This is a genomic window from Variovorax paradoxus, from assembly GCF_022009635.1.
GTDB lineage: Bacteria > Pseudomonadota > Gammaproteobacteria > Burkholderiales > Burkholderiaceae_C > Variovorax.
On the sequence record NZ_CP091716.1, the window covers coordinates 2,486,801 to 2,503,979 of the forward strand.

The 17,179-nt window shown below is 68.2% G+C and carries 15 protein-coding genes; 6 read left to right on the top strand and 9 right to left on the bottom strand.

The window, feature by feature from the left end; translation table 11 throughout:
* Nucleotides 1–41: 41 nt before the first annotated feature.
* From L3V85_RS11655 to L3V85_RS11670, 4 genes are all read left to right on the top strand, one after another.
* Complete coding sequence (locus tag L3V85_RS11655; protein ID WP_237679362.1) at nucleotides 42–938, top strand: dienelactone hydrolase family protein; 897 nt, start codon at nucleotides 42–44, stop codon at nucleotides 936–938.
* A gap of 120 nt (nucleotides 939–1,058) precedes the next feature.
* Nucleotides 1,059–1,949: a ZIP family metal transporter gene (locus L3V85_RS11660; protein ID WP_237679363.1), complete on the top strand. Its 891-nt coding sequence runs from the start codon at nucleotides 1,059–1,061 to the stop codon at nucleotides 1,947–1,949.
* Between the two features lie 111 nt (nucleotides 1,950–2,060).
* Complete coding sequence (locus L3V85_RS11665) at nucleotides 2,061–2,273, top strand: hypothetical protein (protein ID WP_237679364.1); 213 nt, start codon at nucleotides 2,061–2,063, stop codon at nucleotides 2,271–2,273.
* A gap of 37 nt (nucleotides 2,274–2,310) precedes the next feature.
* The gene (locus tag L3V85_RS11670) at nucleotides 2,311–2,850 is read left to right on the top strand and encodes a DUF6886 family protein (RefSeq protein ID WP_237679365.1); all 540 of its coding nucleotides are present in this window, start codon (nucleotides 2,311–2,313) and stop codon (nucleotides 2,848–2,850) included.
* A 21-nt stretch (nucleotides 2,851–2,871) separates the two neighbouring features.
* Here L3V85_RS11670 and L3V85_RS11675 read toward each other — a convergent pair whose 3' ends face one another.
* From L3V85_RS11675 to L3V85_RS11710, 8 genes are all read right to left on the bottom strand, one after another.
* Nucleotides 2,872–4,335, bottom strand: coding sequence for an N-acyl-D-amino-acid deacylase family protein (locus L3V85_RS11675; protein WP_237679366.1), 1,464 nt, complete (start codon nucleotides 4,333–4,335; stop codon nucleotides 2,872–2,874).
* 133 nt (nucleotides 4,336–4,468) lie between these two features.
* A complete protein-coding gene (locus tag L3V85_RS11680) occupies nucleotides 4,469–5,467 on the bottom strand; it encodes an ABC transporter ATP-binding protein (RefSeq protein ID WP_237679367.1) in 999 nt (332 codons plus the stop codon).
* The gene (locus L3V85_RS11685; protein ID WP_237679368.1) at nucleotides 5,464–6,495 is read right to left on the bottom strand and encodes an ABC transporter ATP-binding protein; all 1,032 of its coding nucleotides are present in this window, start codon (nucleotides 6,493–6,495) and stop codon (nucleotides 5,464–5,466) included. Before L3V85_RS11685 ends, L3V85_RS11680 begins: the two co-directional genes overlap by 4 nt.
* A gap of 10 nt (nucleotides 6,496–6,505) precedes the next feature.
* Nucleotides 6,506–7,408, bottom strand: a complete 903-nt coding sequence (locus L3V85_RS11690) for an ABC transporter permease (protein ID WP_237679369.1) — start codon at nucleotides 7,406–7,408, stop codon at nucleotides 6,506–6,508.
* Between the two features lie 19 nt (nucleotides 7,409–7,427).
* Nucleotides 7,428–8,363, bottom strand: coding sequence for an ABC transporter permease (locus L3V85_RS11695; RefSeq protein WP_237679370.1), 936 nt, complete (start codon nucleotides 8,361–8,363; stop codon nucleotides 7,428–7,430).
* 30 nt (nucleotides 8,364–8,393) lie between these two features.
* Complete coding sequence (locus L3V85_RS11700; protein WP_237680546.1) at nucleotides 8,394–9,980, bottom strand: ABC transporter substrate-binding protein; 1,587 nt, start codon at nucleotides 9,978–9,980, stop codon at nucleotides 8,394–8,396.
* A 53-nt stretch (nucleotides 9,981–10,033) separates the two neighbouring features.
* Complete coding sequence (locus L3V85_RS11705; protein ID WP_237679371.1) at nucleotides 10,034–11,488, bottom strand: M81 family metallopeptidase; 1,455 nt, start codon at nucleotides 11,486–11,488, stop codon at nucleotides 10,034–10,036.
* 43 nt (nucleotides 11,489–11,531) lie between these two features.
* Entirely contained in the window at nucleotides 11,532–12,686 is a 1,155-nt protein-coding gene (locus tag L3V85_RS11710; protein WP_237679372.1) for an NAD(P)/FAD-dependent oxidoreductase, read from the bottom strand.
* Nucleotides 12,687–12,889: 203 nt separating this feature from the next.
* Here L3V85_RS11710 and L3V85_RS11715 point away from each other — a divergent pair, with 203 nt between their 5' ends.
* A complete protein-coding gene (locus L3V85_RS11715; RefSeq protein WP_237679373.1) occupies nucleotides 12,890–13,618 on the top strand; it encodes a helix-turn-helix domain-containing protein in 729 nt (242 codons plus the stop codon).
* A gap of 97 nt (nucleotides 13,619–13,715) precedes the next feature.
* Nucleotides 13,716–14,984, top strand: a complete 1,269-nt coding sequence (locus L3V85_RS11720; protein WP_237679374.1) for a M20/M25/M40 family metallo-hydrolase — start codon at nucleotides 13,716–13,718, stop codon at nucleotides 14,982–14,984.
* Between the two features lie 55 nt (nucleotides 14,985–15,039).
* On the opposite strand, the gene L3V85_RS11725 is transcribed toward L3V85_RS11720, so the two are convergent.
* Nucleotides 15,040–17,088 (bottom strand): DUF3300 domain-containing protein, encoded by a 2,049-nt coding sequence (locus L3V85_RS11725; protein ID WP_237679375.1) that lies wholly within the window; start codon nucleotides 17,086–17,088, stop codon nucleotides 15,040–15,042.
* Between the last annotated feature and the right edge of the window lie 91 nt (nucleotides 17,089–17,179).

Here is a 17,179-nt window from a genome sequence, read left to right on the forward strand (position 1 = left end):
GCGCCCCCTTTTTGTCCGACGATTCAACTGGAGCCTTTTTCATGTCCCTCGACGACAGCCGTTCCGACTTCGACTCGCTTCGCCCCGGCGACAGCACCGCGCAGGGCGCCACGCGCCGCACCGCGCTCAAGGCCGCCATCGGCGTGGGCTATGCCGCCGCGGTGCTGCCGGTGGCCGCGCAGACCGCCGTCGCCACCTCGTCCGAAGGCCTGAAGGCCGGCCCCGTCAAGTACACCGTCAACGGCTTCGAGGTGCCCGCCTACGTGGCCGCGCCCGAGGGCAAGACCGGGCTGCCGGTGATCCTGGTCATCCAGGAAATCTTCGGCGTGCACGAATACATCGCCGACACCTGCCGCCGCTTCGCCAAGCTGGGCTACCTGGCCATCGCGCCCGAGCTTTACGCGCGCCAGGGCGACCCGCGCGGCTACACCGACATCCCCAAGCTGCAGGCCGAGATCGTCACCAAGGTGCCCGACGCGCAGGTCATGGCCGACCTCGACGGCGCGCTGGCCTATGCCAAGGCCAACGGCGGCGACACCAGCAAGGCCGGCATCACCGGCTTCTGCTGGGGCGGGCGAATCACCTGGCTTTATGCCGCCACCGGCAAGGTCAAGGCGGGCGTGGCCTGGTATGGCCGGCTGGTCGGCCAGGCCGGCGAACTGACCCCGAAACACCCCGTCGACATTGCCGCCAGCCTGCAGGCGCCGGTGCTTGGCCTGTACGGCGGAAAAGATCAGGGGATCCCCCTTGACACGGTTGATAAGATGAAAGCTGCTCTGGCCAATGGGACTCCGGCGGCCAAGGCTTCGAGCTTCGTCGTGTACCCCGAAGCAGGCCACGCATTCCATGCCGACTACCGCCCCAGCTACCTCAAGAGCGCGGCGGACGACGGCTGGCAACGCGCCACGGCCTGGTTCAAAGCCAATGGCGTCGCCTGAACACGGCGCCCTGTAGCCACCCCCGCCGAAGGCCGTCCGATGTGACGGCCTTTTTCTTTTCTATGATCGGGCAACGGCCCCGGGACTGTTCCGGTGGCCGCCCCTCTTGCGCAAGCAGCTATGAATTTGATAGTCATCATCGTGGCAACCCTGGTTGCCGGTATCGGGAGCGTCTGGCTCGCGGCCCTGTTGCTGAAAGTGGGCGTGCGCAGCGACTCGGGCGGCGTCAACCCGCAGCACCTGCTGAGCCTGGCGGCGGGCGCGCTGCTCGCCACCGCCTTCATGCACCTGTTGCCCGAGGCCTTCGAAAGCCGCATCGAACCCGCGCTGCTGTTCGCGGTGCTGCTGTTCGGGCTGGTTTTCTTCTTCCTGCTCGACAAGGCCGAGCTGTGGCATCACGGCCATGAGCATCACCACGGCGGCGAGCCCGATGCACATGCCGGGCACGGCCATGGCCACGATCACGGGCATGGCCACAGCCACGACAACACCCCGCGCACGGGCGGCTGGGCCGTGCTGACCGGCGACAGCGTGCACTGCTTCGGCGACGGCATCCTGATCGCCTCGGCCTTCACCGCCGACATCCGCCTGGGCCTGGTCGCCGCCATCGCGGTGCTGGCGCACGAGATTCCCCACCACATCGGCGACCTCGTGGTGCTGCGCCAGAGCTCGGCCAACCAGCGCGCGGCGCTGGTGAAGGTGTCGCTCGCCGGTACCATGACCACGCTCGGCGGCATCGCCGGCTGGTGGCTGGTCGACCAGCTGCACAGCTGGCTGCCGTATTTCCTGGTGCTGGCCGGCAGCAGCTTCGTGTACGTGGCGCTGGCCGACCTGATTCCGCAGTTGCAGAAACGCCTGCCGGCCCGCCAGACGGCCGCGCAGATCCTGTGGCTGGCCGCGGGCATCGTGCTCGTCACCGGCGTGAGCCGCCTGGCCCACGGCGAGCATGGCCACGATCACGGCCACGACGACCCCGGGCACGGCGAACACGGCCACGTGCACAAGGACTGACACCCCGGGCGGGAAACTTTCCGACACCGACGCTGCGCGCCGGATGAACCGGAACGGCTGAAACAGGCGCACCATAGGGGGCCTGTCAGCAATCAGCCGAGGAACCCGATCATGACCAACGTCGACGCCACCGCGCGCTCCGCTTCGCCCTCCGACGACGATGAGGACAACACGCCAGCCGACGATTTCGAGGAAGTCGAGAACGATGCCTCCGACGACCTGTCGGACGAAACCGGCATCGATCTCACCGACGCGAGCGAGCTCGATGCCGACAACGTGCCGGCCGACGAAGAATTCGACCGCGTGATGAACGCACCCGATTGACCCCGAACGCCATGCCCCGAGCGGCTACGCTCAGGGCATGCGCCTGTTTCACTTCAGCGACGACGCCGGCATCGATCGCTTCGACCCTCGCCCTGTCCGCACGCCGGCCCAACGGCCGCCGGGCATGGACTGGCTCAACGGCCCGCTGGTCTGGGCCATTGCCGAGGACCACCAGCAGCTGTATCTTTTTCCCAGGGAGTGCCCGCGCATCGTGATGTGGGCGCATGCCGGCACCAGCGCGAGCGACCGGCAGGCATGGCTCGGCGATGCGCCGCGCGGCATCGCGGCCCTTGCGTACATCGAAGCGTGCTGGCTGGAACGGCTCGAACGCGCGTCACTGACGCGCTACGAACTGCCGCGCGAGCACTTCGTGGACATCGACGACGTCGGCATGTGGGTGTCGCGCGACGCGGTGGTGCCGCGCGAGGTCACCCATCTGTCCGATCTACAGGCCGAGCTGGCCGCATGTCGCACCGAACTCAGGGTGGTCGATTCGCTTCTCCCCCTCAAGCCCGTGTGGCAATCGTCGATGCATGCCAGCGGCATCCGGCTGCGGAACGCCGCTGGCTGGGCATAAGCGGTCTTCTGTTCCTGCCGCTCAGGCTGCGGCGGTGTCGCGGCGCGTGATCACCTGCCCGTTGCGCGCGCCGCTGTGCACGCCGTCGCGCCAGGTCACCGCCCCGTTCACGATCACCGCGTCGATGCCTTCGGCCGGCTGCATCGGCGTTTCGTAGTTCGCGGTGTCGCGCACCGTCGCGGCGTTGAAGATCACCACGTCGGCATGGTGGCCCGGCTTCAGCGTGCCGCGTTCGTGCAGGCCGAAGTTGCGGGCGGTGAGGCCGGTCATCTTCCACACGGCGGTTTCGAGCGGGAAGAGGCCGATGTCGCGGCTGTAGTGGCCCAGCACCCGCGGGAAGGTGCCCCACAGGCGCGGATGCGGTTTGTCGCCCAGCGGAATGCCGTCGGAGCCGATCATGGTGTCGTCGAACGCGAGGATGCGCTGCACGTCGTCTTCGTCCATCATGAAATAGATGGCGCTGCCGGGTTGCAGCCGCTTGGCGGCCTCTTCGCCCGACACGCCCCATTCGGCGGCGATGTCCTTCAGGTCCCGGCCGGCGCACTCGGGGTGCGGCACGCTCGAGGCTATGAGCACGCGGCCTTCCATCATCCCGCGGTCGGTGCGGATCATGGTGGAGCCGGCGGTGTAGGGATAGCAGTCGAGCCCGATGCACTGGTGCTGCATGGCCTCCTTGATGAAGGGCAGCGTGACCTTGGTCTTGCCGAAGTTCTGCGTGTTCTGCACCTTGTGATGCGACACGACCACCGGGATGTCGAGCGCGCGGCCGATCTGGAAGGTTTCGTCCAGCGACTCCATCACGCGGTCGCTTTCGTCGCGCATGTGGGTCACGTACAGGGCCTTGCGCGCGGTGAGGGGGCGGCCGACTTCGATGATTTCCTCGGTCGTGGCTTTCACCGCGGGCGGATAGAAGGTGCCGGTCGACATGCCGATGGCGCCGGCCTGCATGGCTTCTTCGACGAGGGCCTGCATGGCGGCGATTTCGCTGTCGTTGGCGGGGCGGTCGAGATCGGCCATGACGACGGCGCGCAGGGTGGAGTGGCCGACCATCGCGGCGACGTTGACGGAAGAGGGCGTGGCGCGCAGGGCGTCCAGGTAGGCGGCGAAGCTGGTGAAGCGGCCTTCGGCGGGCGACTCGAGCAGGCTCAGCGGCATCGGCAAATCCATGTCGATGCGCAGCGGCGCGGCGCTGATGCCGCAGTTGCCGGCGACCACCGTGGTCACGCCTTGCGAAACCTTGAACGGCATCTGTGCCTGGGAGAGCACGGCCTGGTCGTCATGCGTATGCGAGTCGATGAAGCCGGGCGCGACGATGCGGCCGGTGGCGTCGATCGTCTGTTCCGCGGTGTGGCCCGCGAGCTTGCCGATGGCGGCAATGCGCCCTGCCGTGATGCCTACGTCGGCGTTGAAACGCGGCGCCTTGGTGCCGTCGATGACGGTGCCGCCGCGGATCAGCAGGTCGTAATGGGGGATGGGTTCGGTCATGTCGATCCTTTCGTGTTTTTAGGCTGATTTTTCAGGGCGAGTGCATAGGCCGCCGGGTACTCCCCTCCGCGAATGTCCCCTGTCGGCGTGATCGCGCCCCGAATAACCGACCCGAGGAACAAGAGGAGTCATCTCAGCGGAAGTGGCACGCGACCCAATGACCGCCATTGGAAGACGAGGGCCGTTCGCTCAGCTCGGGCACCTTCTCCTTGCACACCGCCTGCGCCATCGGGCATCGTGTGTGAAAGCGGCATCCCGAGGGCGGGTTGGCGGGGCTCGGTGGGTCGCCCTGCAACAACATGCGCCGCGCGGGCGTGCGCGGGTTGGGTACGGGCACGGCCGACAGCAGGATTTCCGTGTACGGGTGCAGGGGCGCCGAGAACAGCGTGTCGCGGTCCGCGATTTCCACGATGTGGCCCAGGTACATCACCGCCACGCGATGGCTGATGTGCCGCACCACCGCGAGGTCGTGCGCCACGAACAGATAGGCGATGCCGAATTCCGCCTGCAGGTCCATCAGCAGGTTCACCACCTGCGCCTGCACCGACACGTCCAGCGCCGAGACCGGCTCGTCGCACACGATCAGCTTCGGGTTCAACGCCAGCGCGCGTGCAATGCCCAGCCGCTGCCGCTGGCCGCCCGAGAACTCGTGCGGATATTTCTTCGCCGCCTCCGGCCGCAAGCCCACGCGCGAGAACAGCCACTGCACGCGTTCGCGTCGCTCGGCCGCGCCGCCCGTGCCGAGGCTGCTGAAATTGCGCATCGGCTCGGCCACGATGTCGCCGGCCGTCAGGCGCGGGTTCAGCGAGGCATACGGGTCCTGGAAAATGATCTGCAGGTCGCGCCGGCGCATGCGCATTTCTTCGGGCGAGAGCGTCAGCAGTTCTTCGCCCTCGAGCTGCACCGAACCCGCGCTGGGCTCCACCAGCCGCAATACAGACTTGGCCGTGGTCGTCTTGCCGCAGCCCGACTCGCCGACCAGCGACAGCGTCTCGCCGCGCGCCACCGAAAAAGATACGCCGTCGACCGCCTGGATCGGCGGCTTGCGCGGGCTGAGCCAGCGCTTGGGCGCCGTGTAGTGCTTGCGCAGCTCGCGCACACGCAGCAGCGGTGCCGTGGTCGTTGTCGTCATGCCGTCACCTCTTCCACGCCGGCCCATTGTTCTTCGACGGCGAAGCAGGCCACCACATGGTCGCCGCCTTGCCGGGTGAGTTGCGGCGCCTCGGCGCGGCAGCGTGCGCGCGCATGGCTGCAGCGCGCCGCAAAGGCGCAGCCGCGCCCCAGTTCGTGCGCGGCCGGCACCAGGCCCGGTATCTCGGTGAGCCGGGTGCTCGCGGTGTTCATCGCGGGCATGGAGGCCATCAGCGCGCGGGTGTAGGGGTGCAGCGGCCGGTCGAAGAGGTCGATCACGTCGGCTTCCTCGACCTTCCTGCCGGCATACATCACCACGACGCGGTCGCAGCTCTCGGCCACCACGCCCAGGTCGTGCGTGATCATCACCACGCCCATGCCCAGTTCCTTCTGCAGCCGCTTGATGAGGTCGAGGATCTGCGCCTGGATGGTCACGTCCAGCGCGGTGGTCGGCTCGTCGGCGATCAGCACCTCGGGGTTGCAGGCCAGGGCCAGCGCGATCATCACGCGCTGACGCATGCCGCCGGAGAGCTGGTGCGGGTATTCGTTCACGCGGCGCTCGGGCTCGGGGATCTGCACCACGCGCAGCATCTCGACCGCGCGCTTGAGGGCATCGGCGCGGCTGGCCTTCTGGTGCAGCTGTACTGTCTCGGCGATCTGGCGGCCCACGGTGAGCACCGGGTTCAGCGATGTCATCGGCTCCTGGAAGATCATCGAGATGCGGTTGCCGCGGATCTGCCGCATCTCGCGTTCGCTGAGCTGCATCAGGTCGGTGCCGCGCAGCCGTACGGCGCCCATGTGGCGGCCCGGGGGCGTGGGCACCAGCCGCAGGATCGACAGCGCCGTCACGCTCTTGCCGCAGCCGGATTCGCCGACCACGCCCAGCGTGCGGCCGGCGCGCACGGTGTACGAGACGCCATCGACCGAGCGCACCACGCCCGCCAGCGTGTGGAAGTGGGTGCGCAGGTTGTCGACTTCCAGCAGCGGCTCGCCCGGCGCGAGCGCGGTGTGGGACATGTGGATCGTCATGGCATGTCCTTCACAGTTGCCGCGCCAGGCGCGGGTCGAGCGCGTCGCGCAGGCCGTCGCCGAGCAGGTTGATGGCCAGCACCGTGGCCGCCAGCAGCAGCCCCGGATACAGGATGATGTGGAAGGCCACGGTCACGAAGTTGCGGCCCTCGGCCATCATGTTTCCCCAGCTCGGCGTCTGCGAAGGCACGCCCACGCCAAGGAACGACAACGCCGCCTCCGTCAGCACCGCGGCCGCCGCCACGAAGGTGGCCTGCACCACCAGGGGCGCCACGATGTTCGGCAGCACGTGGCGCACCAGGATGGTCGGCAGCCGCGTGCCCACGGCGTGCGCGGCCTCCACGAAAAGCTGCTCGCGCAGCGTGAGCGCCAGCGAGCGCACCAGCCGCACCACGCGCGGAATCTCCGGCACGGTGATGGCGATGATCACCGTCGTCAGGCTGGCGCGCGTCACCGCCATCAGCGCGATGGCCAGCAGGATGCCGGGGATGGCCATGAGCCCGTCCATCACCCGCATCACAGGGCCGTCGGCCCAGCGCACGAAGCCCGCCACCAGCCCCAGCGCGATGCCGAAGAAAGTGGCCAGCACCGCGACCGTGGCGCCCACGATCATCGACACCTGCCCGCCCCACACGGCGCGGCTGAACACGTCGCGGCCCAGCGCGTCGGTGCCGAACCAGTGCTCGGCCGAAGGCGGCTGCATGCGCGCGAGCGGGTCGATGTCCTGCGGGTCGTGCGTGGCGATCCACGGCGCGGCAATGGAAAGGGCTGCAATGGCAATCAGCAGCAGCGCGCCGATGATCAGCGTCGGGTGCTTGCGCACCCAGCGAAAGCGCGGCGGCACGAAGGGCGCTTCGTCATCGGCCGGGGCGGCAGGGGCTTGTGCGGTGTTCAAGGGAAGGACCGTGGACATTGCGTGGGGTTCTTCTTCGTCAGTACTGGATGCGCGGATCGAACAGGCGGTAGCTCAGGTCGATCAGCAGGTTGATCAGCACGTACACGCCCGCCGACAGCAGCAGCACGCTCTGGATCACTGGGTAGTCGTGCCGCTGCACCGAGTCGATCACCAGCCGGCCGACGCCGGGAATGGCGAACACCGTCTCCGTGACCACCACGCCGCCGATCAGCAGCGCGATGCCCGCGCCGATGGTGGTGGCGATGGGAATGGCCGCGTTGCGCAGCGCATGGCCCAGCACCGGTAGCACGCCCAGGCCCTTGGCGCGGGCGGTGCGGATGTAGTCCTCATGCAGCACCTCTAGCACGGTGGCGCGCGTCATGCGCGTCACCAGCGCGATGTACACCAGCGCCAGGTTCACGCAGGGCAGCACCAGCGAGCGCAGCCATTCGCCGGCGCCGTCCGCCAGGCGCACATAGCCCTGCACCGGGAACCACGGCAGCTGGATGGCGAAGCTGTAGACCAGCAGATAGCCCACCAGGAACACCGGCACCGAAAAAGCCAGCACCGCGAACAGCATCACCAGCCGGTCGATCCAGCTGCCCGCGCGGTAGGCCGCGAGCGTGCCCAGGGGCACCGACACCACCAGCGTGATGAGCATGGTCAGCGCGGCGATCGACACCGTGGGCTCCAGCCGCTGCCCCAGCAGTTGCGCCACCGGCACCTGCGTGAAGATCGAGGTGCCGAGGTCGCCGGTGAACAGCTTGCCCAGCCACAGCGTGAACTGCTGCCACAGCGGCAGGTTCAGCCCGAGCGTGGCGCGCAGCTTCTCGATGTCTTCGGTGGTGGCGAGGTCGCCCGCGATGAGTGCCGCCGGGTCGCCAGGCGACAGGTGGATCAGCAGGAACACCACCACGGCCACCACCGCCATGACCGGAAGCGTGGAGAGAAAGCGTCGAACGATGTAGCCCATGGAATGACCTGCGTGCGCCGTTGGCCCGGCTTATTTGTCGAGCGCCCAGAACACCGGCATGCCGGCCCAGAGCTTGTCCAGGCCCTTGAGGCTGGAGCGCGCGGCATACGCGGCCGAGTACTGGCCGGCGTTGATGTACGGCACGGCCTCGTAGGCGCGGGCCTGGAAGGCGTCGAGCAGTTCCTTGCGCTTGGCCGGCACGGTTTCTTTCAGCCAGGCGGTGCGCAGTTCGTCGAGCGGCTTGTCGCAGGGCCAGCCGGGCAGGGTGTTGCCGCAGGCCGCGCCCAGGTAGGCGTTGGCGATGGGCGAGTTGGCGTCGAACTCGCCGGCCACCGTGACGTACATGTTCCAGCCGCCGGCGTCGCCGGCGTCTCGCTTGGCACGGCGCGCGCCGATGGAAGCCCAGTCCATGGTCTGGGCATCGACGTTCAGGCCGATGCTCTTCATGGTCTGCGCGGCCATCAGGGCCTCCGCGTTGAGGTAGGGCACGTCGCTGGGCACCATCAGCACCACCTTCTCGCCCTTGTAGCCGGCGTCGGCGAGCATCTTCTTGGCCTTGGCCACGTCGGCCTTGCGGTAGGGCTCGGCGCCGGCCGAGGTGTCGTTGGGGCTGCCGCAGATGAAGTAGGTGGCGCAGTAGGCCATGCGCATGTCCAGCGGGAAGCCCATGCCGGCCATGAAGCGCTCCTGGTTCACTGCCTGCAGCAGCGCCTGGCGCACCTTCGGGTTGTCAAAGGGCGGGTGCAGCTGGTTCATCACCAGGAAGGCCTGGTAGGCGCCGCCGGAGCCGATCTTGACGTTCGAATCGGTGCGCAGCGGCGCGATGTAGTCGGGCGGCAGCTGCTCGATGAAATCGACCTCGCCGCGCTTGAGCGCCGACACGGCGCTGTTGGCGTCGGGCAGGTAGAGCCACTCCACGCGCTCGAAGTTGCTCTTCTTGCTGCCCGCCAGGCCGTTCGACGGCTCGCTGCGCGGCACATAGTTGGGGTTGCGCACGAACACCGTCTTGTTGCCCGGCACCCATTCGTCGCGCTTGAAGATGAAGGGTCCGGAGCCCAGCACTTCGGGCAGCGGCGCGGAAGCGGGCATCTTGGCCAGCCGCTCGGGCAGGATCACCGGCGGAAAGCCCGATGGCTTGGCCAGCGCGTCGAGCACCATGCCGAAGGGCTCGTTCAGCGTGAGCGTGAGGGTGCGCGCGTCGGTGGCCTTCCATTCGGCGCCCACCGCCGTCATGGCGCGGCCCAGGCTGTCGCGCGCGGCCCAGCGCTGCAGCGAGGCCACGGCGTCGGCCGCGGTCACGGCGCTGCCGTCGGAGAACTTCAGGTTCGGGCGCAGCGTGAAGGTCCACTGCTTGCCGTCCTTCGAGGTGGTGTACTTCTCGACCATCTGCGGCTGCGGCTTGCCGCTTGAGTCCTGCGCGAACAGGGTGTCGTAGACCATGTAGCCGAAGTTGCGCGAGATGTAGGCCGTGGTGAAGGTCGGGTCGAGGATCTTCAGGTCGGCGTGCGCCACCACCTTCAGCGTCTTGGGCGGCGTCTGGGCGAGTGCGGGAAGGCTCGCGGCGAAGGCGCCGGAAAGCGCCAGGGCGGCGAAGGCGGCAAGCGTGCGTCGTTGCATCATCGGATCTCCGATCGTGGGCGAAAGAAACAGGAAAGTCGGGAAAAGGGAACTCAGGCGGCCACTGCCTCGAGCGGCCACTTCGGCCGGCGCACCTTGCGATAGGGCAGGGTGTTGAGGTCCAGCGTCACGGCGCCCGGCGCGCCGGCGTAGATCACGTGCTTCGCAACCTTGGAATACGAGGCGTAGAAGTGCTGCGAAGACTTGACGACCACGATCTTCTTGCTGGCCAGGTCACAGCCCAGCTGCGTGAACAGGTCGGTGCCCATGGCCTGGTTGCGCCGGGTGATGAGCACGATGTCGATGCCACCGGCCTCGACGAGCGCGCAGTCGCCCATGGGCGTGGGCGTGTCCGACAGGCCGGTCATCACCAGGTCGTGCTTCAGCGCCTTCACGGTGCATTCGAGGTCGAGCGGGTCGCCCGACAGCGGGCTGATCTTGCCGCCGATGCGCATCCGCAGCTTGGCGCCCACGCCCGCGTCGAAGGCGATGCGCACCGCGATCGGGTCCCACATCGGGCCCAGCGCCGCGTTGCCGATGCCGCGCTCGAGCATGCGGGCCAGGATGAAGGTGGAGTCGCTCGCCGCGCCGCCGCCGGGGTTGTCGGCGCCATCGGCCAGCACCACCGGGCCGCCGCCGAAGGCCAGCGCTTCGTCGAGCGAGGCATCGATGCTCGGGTAGTTCACGGTGAGGCCGTCGCGCATGGCGATGACTTCGTCGGCCAGCTGGCGCGCCAGCGCGTCGGCCTTGGCCTGGTCGCCGTCGGTGTAGACCAGCACCTTGGTGCCCATTTCGGGCACGTCGCCCCAGGAGAAGCCGTGCGTGAGCGAGACCGACAGCACGCCGTCCTTGCCCTCGAGCGACTGCATGCGCTCGACGAAGCCGCGCGCCGGCTCGCGCGAGGTGTGCACGGTGACGATGATGTCGCAGTCGACCATCGCGTGCACCGGCTTGACCTTGCCCTCGACCGCCGCCGCGCAGATGTCGACCAGCTCCAGCCCGCGCTCGAGGATGTCGGTGTGCGGGTATTCCTTGAACGAGACCATCACGTCGGCGTTGGCGACCATCGCGGGCGTGAGGTGGTTGTGCGGGTCGAGCTCCGCGCCGATCACGACGTCGGGGCCGACGATCTGCCGCACGCGCTCCAGCATGTCGCCTTCGCAGTCGTCGTAGCCGTCGGCCACCATCGCGCCGTGCAGGCCGAGCAGCACCATGTCGACCGGCAGCGCGGCGCGCAGGTCGTTCAGCATTTCGTCGCGCAGCGTTTCGTAGGCATGGCGCGTGGTGATGCCGCTGGGCTGCGCGCCCGCCACCATGCCTTCGAGCAGCGTCCAGCCCTTTTCCTTGCCGCGGATGCGCGCCGCCCACAGCGGGCCCGAGTAGATGGTCAGCGCATCGGGATGCTGGCCGGCGGGGAAGTAGCCGCGGTCCTTGAAGGACGCAAGGCCGGTCGGCATCGGGGCGAAGGTGTTGGTTTCGGTGGCGAGGGAAGCACTGAAGACACGCATGGATGGTCTCTCGTGGTTGTGGGTTGTTATTGAGTCGTTCTTGTCAGGCGGCGGTGCGCAGCCGCTGCGGGCCGAGCATTTCGGCCGTCAGCCCGAAGTCCGCGATGCGCTGCGGCAGCGGCAGGCCGCGTGCCAGCGCGGCGCAGGCCTCGCCCATGGCGGCCGAGGTCTGGATGCCGTAGCCACCCTGCGCCGCCACCCAGAAGAAGCCGGGCGCGGCGGGCTCGAAGCCGCCGACCAGGTCGCCGTCGGCCACGAAGGAGCGCAGGCCCGCCCAGGTGCGCGTGGGCCGGCGGATGCTGAGGGTGGTGGCTTCCTCGATGTGGTGGATGGCGTAGGCGATGTCCAGCTCTTCGGGCTGAACGTCCTGCGGCTCCACCGGATCGGCATTGGCCGGAGAGCCCAGCAGCATGCCGGCGTCGGGCTTGATGTACCAGCTCTCGTCGGCGCCGAACACCATCGGCCAGTGAGCCACGTTCTCGCCTTCCGGCGGCGCGAAGATGAAGGCCGAGCGCCGGCGCGGCTCGATGCCCAGCGGCGGCACGCCGGCCAGGCGCGCGATGGTGTCGACCCATGCGCCGGCGGCGTTGAGCACCACGGGTGCTTCGTACACGGCGCCGCCGGCCGTGACGCGCCAGACGTCGCCGGTGCGCTCGATGGCCGTCACGCCCGCATCGCACACCAGCTTGCCGCCGGCCTGCCGCATGCCGCGCAGGTAGCCCTGGTGGATGGCGTGCACGTCCATGTCGGCCGCGTCGGGTTCGTACACCGCGCCCTGCACCTGCTCGGGCCGCAGCGCGGGCACCAGTTCGCGGGCCTGCTCGCCGCTCAGGCGCGAGGCGCCGGTGTCCATGGCGCGCAGCACGTCCCAGTGAGCTTCGAGCTCGGCCATGTGCTCGGCGCCCGCCACCATCATCGCGCCGCGCGGCGTGAGCAGCGGGTGTTCGGAGAAGCCTTCGGGCGGATGCTCGAGGAAGGCGCGGCTGGCCATGGTGAGGGCGCGCACCTGCGCCGTTCCGTAGCTCTCCATGAAGAGGGCGGCCGAGCGGCCGGTGGAGTGATAGCCCGGCTGGGACTCGCGTTCGAGAAGGATCACGCGGGCGTGCGGCGCGAGCCAATGGGCCACCGAAGCCCCGGCAATGCCGCCGCCAATCACGAGGTAGTCGGCCACGACGGGCGCTGGTGTGTTGGAAGTCATCGGCGAAAAGTGTAGGAATAAATTTGCGGATACGCAAATTAAAAACAGCCAACCAAGGGGAAACCATGGTGCACCGTTGAGGTGAAATTTGCGTTCACGCAATTTGCGGATACGCAACTTCCGGGCCTGGCGAGCGTTGCTCCGCATGGATGGCGCGGCAGCGGGCTGGCAGAATCTCCCTGCATCACAAGAGAAAGCCAAGCGTGAATCCACACACAGGGACCAAGCCGGCGACCAGGCCGAAGGACGAGCCGCCCACGCTGGACCGCACCACTTTCGGTCATCGCCTGCGCAGCGCGCGCAAGCGGTTCGGCTGGACGCTGGCGCAACTGGCCGAACGCTCGGGCGTGTCGATCACCACCATCTCGCGCGCGGAGCGCGGCCAGCTCGCGCTGGGCTACGAGAACTTCACCGCGCTGGGCCGCGCGCTCGAGATGGACATGAACGCGATGTTCGCGGGCGCCGGCGTCAAACCCGCGCAGCTCGACGGGCCGGTGGTCACGCGCGCGGGCAAGGGCGTGGTGTACCGGGGGCTGTCCATTGCGTACGAGTTCCTGGGCACCACGGCGGCCGGCAAGCAGATGAGCCCGATCGTCGGCACCGTGCATGCGCGCCGCATCCACGGACCGGAGGACTTCGTGCGGCATGCGGGCGAGGAGTTCGCCTATGTGCTGTCGGGCGAGATCGACGTGCACTTCGACAACGGCGAGGTGCTGCGTCTGTCGCGCGGGGACTCGCTGTACTTCGACAGCCGCCTGGGCCATGCCTACGTGAGCGTGAGCCGCCAGCTCGCGCGCATCGTCGGCATGACGATCGGCGAGAGCGGGCACATGAAGTCGGCGCGAGAGGCGCCCGCGCTGAAGCCGCCGCGCATCGTCAAGGCGAAGCCCGAGCAATCCGCGAAAAAGCGCGCGGCGCGCGGCAAGGGCTGAGAGCCGCGACGTGGCGGCGGGTGTCGCCGATTTGCTGGCCGCCGGCGACGCGGCCGATATGCTGTGCGCCGCCCCTCAACCAGAGTCGACAACACACATGACCAAGCACTCTTCTTTCTTTGCCCTCCGCTCCATCGCCGCGGCCTGCGGCCTTGCATTCGGCGCCATGGTTGCCGCGCACGCCGCTCCGGACGCCAGGCTGCTTGCCGCCGCCGAGAAGGCGCAGCCGGCCGTGATCGACAACCTCAAGGAAATGGTGCTGATCGAATCGGGCAGCCTCAACGTCGACGGCCTGCTCAAGATGGCCGACGTGGTGGAAGGGCGCCTGAAGGCAGCCGGCTTCAAGACCGAGCGCCGCAAGGCCACGGCCGGCGCGGGCGCCGACATCGTGATCGCCACGCTCAAGGGCACCGGCAAGCGCAAGATCATGCTGCAGGGCCACATGGACACGGTGTACCCGGCCGGCATCCTGAACGGCCAGCCGTACAAGGTCGACGGCAATCGCATCTACGGCCCCGGCATCGCCGACGACAAGGGCGGCCTGGCCGTCATCATGGCCTCCCTGAAGATCCTGGCCGACGCCGGCTGGCGCGACTACGACACGCTCACCGTGGTGATGAACCCCGACGAGGAAGTGGGCTCGGTGGGCTCCGGCGAACTGATCGCGACCCTGGCCGACCAGCACGACACCGTGCTGTCGTTCGAGCCGACGGCGGCCAAGTCGGTGGCCAAGGGCGAATCGCTGCTGCTGGGCGCTGCCGGCATCGCCACCGCCACGCTCGAGGTGAAGGGCCGCGCCGCCCATGCCGGCGCCGCGCCGGAGCTGGGCCGCAATGCGCTGTACGAACTGTCGTACCAGATGCTGCAGACGAAGGACGTCGCCAAGGACATTCCGGGCGTGACGCTCAACTGGACCGTGGCGCGCGCCACCGGCCCGCTCAACCAGATCACCGAGAAGGCACAGGCTCAGGGCGACATCCGCATCACGCAACCGGGCGCCGAGAAGAAGCTCAACGAAGCGCTGCAGGCGAAGATCGCGACCGGTAAGCTGATTCCCGACACCGAGACCACGGTGAAGGTCGAAGTGGGCCGCCCGGCCTTCATCGCGGGCGAGAAGGGCCGCGCACTGGCCGAGAAGGCGCAGGCGATCTACAAGGAACTCGACCGCGACCTGGCGCTCACGCCCATGACCGGCGGCGGCACCGACGCGGGCTATGCGGGCCGCTCGGGCAAGGCCGCGGTGGTCGAGAGCTTCGGCCTCGCGGGCTTCGGCTACCACGCACGCGACGAGTACATCGAAGTCGATTCGATCGTGCCGCGCATCTACCTCGTCACGCGGCTGCTGACCGAGATCGGCAAGAACTGACCGACCGCCGCTGAAAAAAAGAGCCGGTTTGCGCTAGCAGCCGGCTCTTCGTTCGTCAGGGATGTTGTGGCGGTTGCCCCGGTTCGCCGGGGCGGGGCGGGCGATGTGCCGCCGCCGCTGCCGCCGCGGCCACGCGCTGTTGCTGCTGCTGGGCCTGTTGCTGGGCACGCTGCTGAGCCTGCTCTTGCTGCATGCGCTGCTGTTGCTGCTGCGCCTGCTGTTGTTGGCGTTGCTGCTGCATCTGCATCGCCTGTTGCTGTTGTTGCTGGCGAGCCTGGTTCTGCGCCTGTTGCTGTTGCATTTGCTGTTCGCGCTGGTGCTGCATTTGTTGCTGCTGCTGTTGCACCTGGGCCTGCTGCTGCGCACGCGCTTGCTGCTGAGCCTGCTGTTGCTGCTCCATCTGCTGGCGCCTTGACTGTTCCTGCTGCGCCTGTTGTTGCTGGCGAGCCTGGTTCTGCGCCTGTTGCTGCTGCAGCTGTTGTTCGCGCTGGTGCTGCATTTGTTGCTGCTGCTGTTGCGCCTGGGCCTGCTGCTGTGCACGCGCTTGCTGCTGAGCCTGCTGTTGATGCTCCATCTGCTGGCGTCTTGACTGTTCCTGCTGCGCCTGTTGTTGCTGGCGCTGCTGCTCCTGCTGAGCGCCCGGCGCCTGGCCCGCGAGGCGTGCCGGCTGGTGTTGTTGCTGAGCCTGCTGCTGCGCTTGTTGTTGCCGGCGCAACTGCTCCTGCTGTTGCTGCTGCTGGAGTTGTGCCTGCTGCACCTGCTGCCGTTGTTGTTGCTGCAGTTGTTGAGCGTGCAGCTGCTGTGCCTGTTGCACCTGCTGTTGCTGGGCCTGCGCTTGCTGTTGCGCACGCTGCTGTCCCTGTTGCTGCATCTGCTGCTGGCGCAACAGGGCTTCCTGTTGGCGGGCCTGCTGTTGTTGCTGCTGCTGGGCCAGCGCGGCTTGCTGCTGCATCTGCTGTTGCTGCTGCGGTGCAAAGCCCGGGGCGGCAGCGAAGTTGGGTGCGGCGGCGCCCGCCGGCAGCCCGCGCGGTGCGCCGTTATTGTTGTTGTAGACGTTGCGCACGTTGTTCACGTTGTTGACCACCGTGGTCGAGCGCGAGATGTAGGTGTTGTTGTTGTAGACCACGGCAGGGCGATAGGCCGGTGGCGGCGGTGCCCCGTTGTCGCGGCCGCGCCAGCCCGGTGCGCCCCAATTCATGTTCCATGAATGCCAGCCCCAGTCGTGACGCTCCAGGGCTGCGCCCACCACGATGCCGGCACCGAATGCGAGCGCGCCGGCCGCGATCACCTGGCCCTGGCTGTAGCCCGGCGCCACCTCGACCGCCGGTGCGTAGGCATAGCCTGGGTACACCGGCTGGGGCGTGCCGTAGATCACCTGCGGGTCATACGCGGGCACGTACACCACGTCGGGCTGCACGGGCTCGATGGTGATGTACTGCGGCGGCGCCTCGATCACCGGTGTACCGCTGTAGTACACCGCCTGCGAATCCGGCGCGGGTGCGTAGTTCTGCGGCGGCGTTGTCGCGGCGGTGGCCACGCGCAGCTTGTCGTTGTTCTTGAGGCGGCCGGCCTTGGCCGCGCGCTGCCGCATGACCTGGATGGCGTTCATCACGTCGGTCGGGTCGTTGTAGTAGGCCTTGCCCAGCGATTCGGTCCACGGAATGTTCGCGGCCATCTGGTCGACCACGCTGCGGAAGGCGGTGAGCGATTTCACGCTCGGGTCCCAGGGCTGCTGGTTGGCCGCATCGGCCAGCGGGCCGGCCTTGAGTGAACGGTTCTGCGCAAGCCAGTCGTGCGCGGCGGTGATCTGCTCGGGGTAGGTGGCGCCGGCCAGGACCTGCGCCACCAGCTTGTCCGGATAGAGCGCGATGGGCGCGACCATTTCATAGAGCTGGTCGGCCGAGGGTGGCGTGTAGGCCACCGGCACCGTGGTGGGTGCGTTGTTCTGCGGAACCGAGGGAGCGGGAATCGACGAGGCGGCCGGGTCGACCGCGGCGGCTGGCGTGCCGGGCGTCTTGTTGTCGCAGCCGGCCAGGGCGATGGCCCCGATGCACAGCGAAATCGTCAGGAGCCGCGGGACCGTTGGGCGATGGTTTCTTGTCATCTGGAGTTCCTTGTAGCGCCGGCGTCGTGCCCGGAACTCTTTCAACGGCGCGCGGCAACAGGCGATGACAAAGCCTGCGCCTCGGATGCAA